Source organism: Prosthecobacter sp. (assembly GCF_044373815.1).
Taxonomy (GTDB): domain Bacteria; phylum Verrucomicrobiota; class Verrucomicrobiia; order Verrucomicrobiales; family Verrucomicrobiaceae; genus Prosthecobacter.
The window spans coordinates 1-3,582 of record NZ_JBIPNG010000588.1 but is presented as its reverse complement, the minus strand read 5'-3'; the positions used below and the strand labels follow the sequence as shown (position 1 = coordinate 3,582).

Here is a 3,582-nt window from a genome sequence, read left to right as displayed (position 1 = left end):
CGCGGCATGGGGTACTCGCTGCTCGAAACCTGGCCCAACGCATGAGCCTCACCGCGCGCTTTCTGCTGGGCTTTGCCGTGGTGGCGACGGTGGGTTTGTTTGTGCTTTTTACGCAGCTCATCCATCGAGTGGAGCGGCAGTACTTTGAGGCCATCGAGGAGCCGATGGTCGATGTGGCCAACATCCTTGCCGAAGTCATCAGCGCGGATGCAGACAACGGTGTGCTCAAACCGCAGGCCGTCGAGAAGGCGGTGCGCGCAGCTCAGCAGCGCCAGCTCAAGGCGCAGATCTACAACCTCAGCAAGACGAAGGTGGACATGCAGGTCTATGTGACTGATGCGCAGGGGCGTGTGATCTTTGACTCCGCTGGCATCGAGAAGCCGGGCACGATCTCCAATCATCGCGATGTGAACCTCACACTCATGGGACAATACGGCGCGCGCTCCTCCCGCATGAGCGAATACGATCCGCTTTCCATCGTGATGTATGTGGGGGCGCCCATCCTGCATGAGGGCAGGACCATCGGCATGCTCAGTGTGGCCAAGCCGCAGCGTGGCGTACTGGCTTTTGTGTGGGAGACGGAGCGCTGGCTGAAGTGGTCCATCATCACCACCGTGCTGCTCATGTTGCTGGGGATCTATCTCGCGGCGCGCTGGGCCACACGCCCGCTGGAGGTGTTGACCCAGCATGCTCTGGCTGTTAGCCGAGGGGAGCGCTCCACCTCGCCACGCATGCCGGGGCATCAGATGAAAACTCTGGCGAAGGCACTGGAGGACATGCGGGATGCGCTGGAAGGCCGTGAATACGTGGAGCATTACGTGCAGAGCCTCACGCATGAATTGAAGAGCCCCGTGGCCGCGATTCTCGGTGCCGGTGAAATCCTCCAAGGCGATGTGCCGGAGCCAAAGCGCGCACGCTTTCTGCAAAACATCCACGCCGAAGCTGGCAGGTTGCGCGATCTTTTGGAGCGCCTGCTGCACCTCGCGGCCATCGAAAAGCAAAAGAAGCTCGAAACCAGCGAGCGAGTCGATCTCGTGAGAGTGCTTGATGGTGCATGGGATCATCTGGCGCTCATTGCTCTGGCCAAAGGGGTGCGGCTGGAGCGTGACATCAATGGCGATCTCGTGGTCAAAGGGGATCCCTGGCTGCTCGAAATCGCTGTGGGCAACTTGCTGCAGAATGCCATCGACTTCGCTCCGAAGGGGAGTGTCATCGCCGTTCGCGCCTATCGCTTTGACGCGAAGGTGGTGATCGAGATTGAAGATTCAGGCCCAGGCATTCCGGATTATGCCCGCACCCGCGTCTTCGAGCGCTTCTACTCACTGCCCCGCCCCGACAGCGGCAAGAAGAGCACCGGCCTCGGCCTCTGCTTTGTCAAAGAGGTCGCGGAACTGCACGGCGGCAGTGTGGAACTGACGAATCGGGAAGGCGTAGATGGAGCCAAGGCCATGTTGATTCTCCCTGGCTGAGGGAGGGCTGGTTTGACAACTTCGGGCGGCCTTCTAGTCTCCGCCCATGAGTACTCCAGAAGCCGGCAAGCCCGTTTACAACGTCAAGAACCCCTGCATCGCCAAGGTGAAGCGGATGTACAACCTCTCCGGACCCGATGCGCCCAAGCACACCGCGCATTATGAGATCGACCTCGGCACTTCAGGTTTGGAGTACACGCCCGGTGATTCGCTGGCCGTGCAGCCCACAAATGATCCGGCGCTGGTGGAGGACACGCTCGCCGCACTCGGCTTCTCCGGCACAGAAATCGTCAAGCACCCCAAGACTGCGGCCGAGGTGCCCATTCGTCAGGCTTTGATCGAAGGCACTCTCATCACCGAGATCGACAACAAGCTCATCAAGGCCATCATCGAAAAGACTGAAGGTGACACCTTGCTTGCTGAACTCAGCGTGCCGGAGAAAAAAGAAGTGCTCAAAGAATACCTTTGGGGCCGATTTGTCGTGGACCTCCTGCTGGAAAACCCCATCGCGAAGTTCACGCCTGAGGAGTTCATGGCCACGCAGAAGAAGCTGAATATCCGCCTCTACTCCATCAGCAGCAGCCAAAAGGCTCATCCTACGGAGGTGCATCTCACCGTTGCAACCGTACGCTACAGCAGCCACAACCGTGCGCGTGGTGGTGTGTGTTCCACCTTCCTTGGTGAACGTGTGACGCCGAATGGAACCCTGATTCCATGCTTTGTGAATCACGGCAAGGGCTTCCGCCTCCCCGAGCCACACGAAGAGACACCCATCATCATGTGCGGGCCCGGCACCGGCATCGCCCCGTTCCGTGCGTTCCTCGAAGAGCGCAAAGCCACCGGCGCCAAGGGCAAAGCCTGGCTCTTCTTTGGGGAAGTCAGCTCCAAGTCCTGCTTCTTCTACAAGGAGGAGTTTGAAGCCTATCTCGCCGACGGCACGCTGACCAAGTTCAGCACCGCCTGGAGCCGCGACCAGGCCGAGAAAATCTATGTGCAGCACAAGATGCTGGAAAACAGCGCCGAACTTTGGGCTTGGCTGGAGCAAGGGGCGATCTTCTATGTCTGTGGAGATGCTTCACGCATGGCCAGCGATGTGGACAAGGCGTTGCATACGATCATCGAGCAGGAAAGCGGCAAAACGGCTGAGGAAGCCGCTGCTTATGTGCATGCGATGAAGGAGGGGAAGAGGTACCGGAGAGATGTGTATTGAGCAAGGTGTGGGGGTCTCCTGCCCCCGTCGCCTTGGCTTTTACCTCGCCAGCCACAAAATCCCCGTCGCTGTCACCTGGATGTTCTTCTTCATCGGGCTGAGCTTGAAGGTTTCGAAGACGAGAGTGGAAGGATCATACTGATCGCGGATTTTCTGCGTGTCATCGGCGATCTGTTTTTCCAGTTCCGCCATGTCGGCTTTGAGTGAATCCAGCTCGCCCTGAGCGGCTTTGACATCGGCACCTTCCTTCCATGCACGTGATGCGCTACCGATGGTGCTGGCTTTGACGAGGCTGGTCTTGCGACCGAAGATAGCGCCGAGAATGCTGCCGCCGATCTCCACGGCGGCGCTCAGTTTGGCACCGCTGGATTGGGCCTGCTGCACATCCACCTTGCTGGCGGCTTTCTCGGCCTTGTCCTGCAGCGACTTCATGGTCTTAGCGGTTTTGGTGCGCAGTTCCTCGATGGCAGCGTCACGTTGCTCGCGGGTCGTTTGCGTGATGCGCACCTTGAACTCGTCCTGCTTTTCACCGGGGTTGGAATAAACTTCCAGCAGTGGCGAGAAAAAGAGTTCAAGGCTGTGATTGGCAAACACCCACTCGGTGAAGTCTTTTTTGATGCTGGTGTAGGTCGTCGTTTTCAGCGCTGGGCCCGGCAGGTCGGCATAGGCGGCGTTCTCCTTCGGTTCGCTTTCATACTTGGAGAGATCGTCGTCCTTCGGCACATCGACAAACTTGTCCCACAGTACCTTCTGCTTCTCGATGTCGATTTCATTCACAAGCGTGATGATGCTGCGGCCGCTGATTTTCCGCTTCGCATCATCAAACATGACCGTCGCGCTACGCAGGATGGCCGGAGTGTAGGTGATGCGTTCGCCGTCGTCGTCGCTCGGCTGGAATAGTTC

3 protein-coding genes are annotated in these 3,582 nt (G+C 58.6%); 2 read left to right on the top strand and 1 reads right to left on the bottom strand.

Annotation, left to right across the window (positions count from 1 at the left end; genetic code table 11):
• On the top strand, window positions 1-1,469 hold a 1,469-nt coding region (gene creC, locus ACIREA_RS28680; protein ID WP_397385746.1), incomplete at its 5' end, for a two-component system sensor histidine kinase CreC.
• Between the two features lie 46 nt (window positions 1,470-1,515).
• Window positions 1,516-2,679, top strand: a complete 1,164-nt coding sequence (locus tag ACIREA_RS28675) for a sulfite reductase flavoprotein subunit alpha (protein ID WP_397385745.1) — start codon at window positions 1,516-1,518, stop codon at window positions 2,677-2,679.
• Between the two features lie 39 nt (window positions 2,680-2,718).
• On the opposite strand, the gene ACIREA_RS28670 is transcribed toward ACIREA_RS28675, so the two are convergent.
• The coding region (locus tag ACIREA_RS28670; protein ID WP_397385744.1) for a hypothetical protein at window positions 2,719-3,582 on the bottom strand (864 nt) is incomplete at its 5' end.

What these genes read in the sequence shown, in the direction of transcription:
- ACIREA_RS28675 (WP_397385745.1), top strand. Translation starts at nt 1,516, where the DNA reads ATGAGTACTCCAGAAGCCGGCAAGCCCGTTTACAACGTCAAGAACCCC.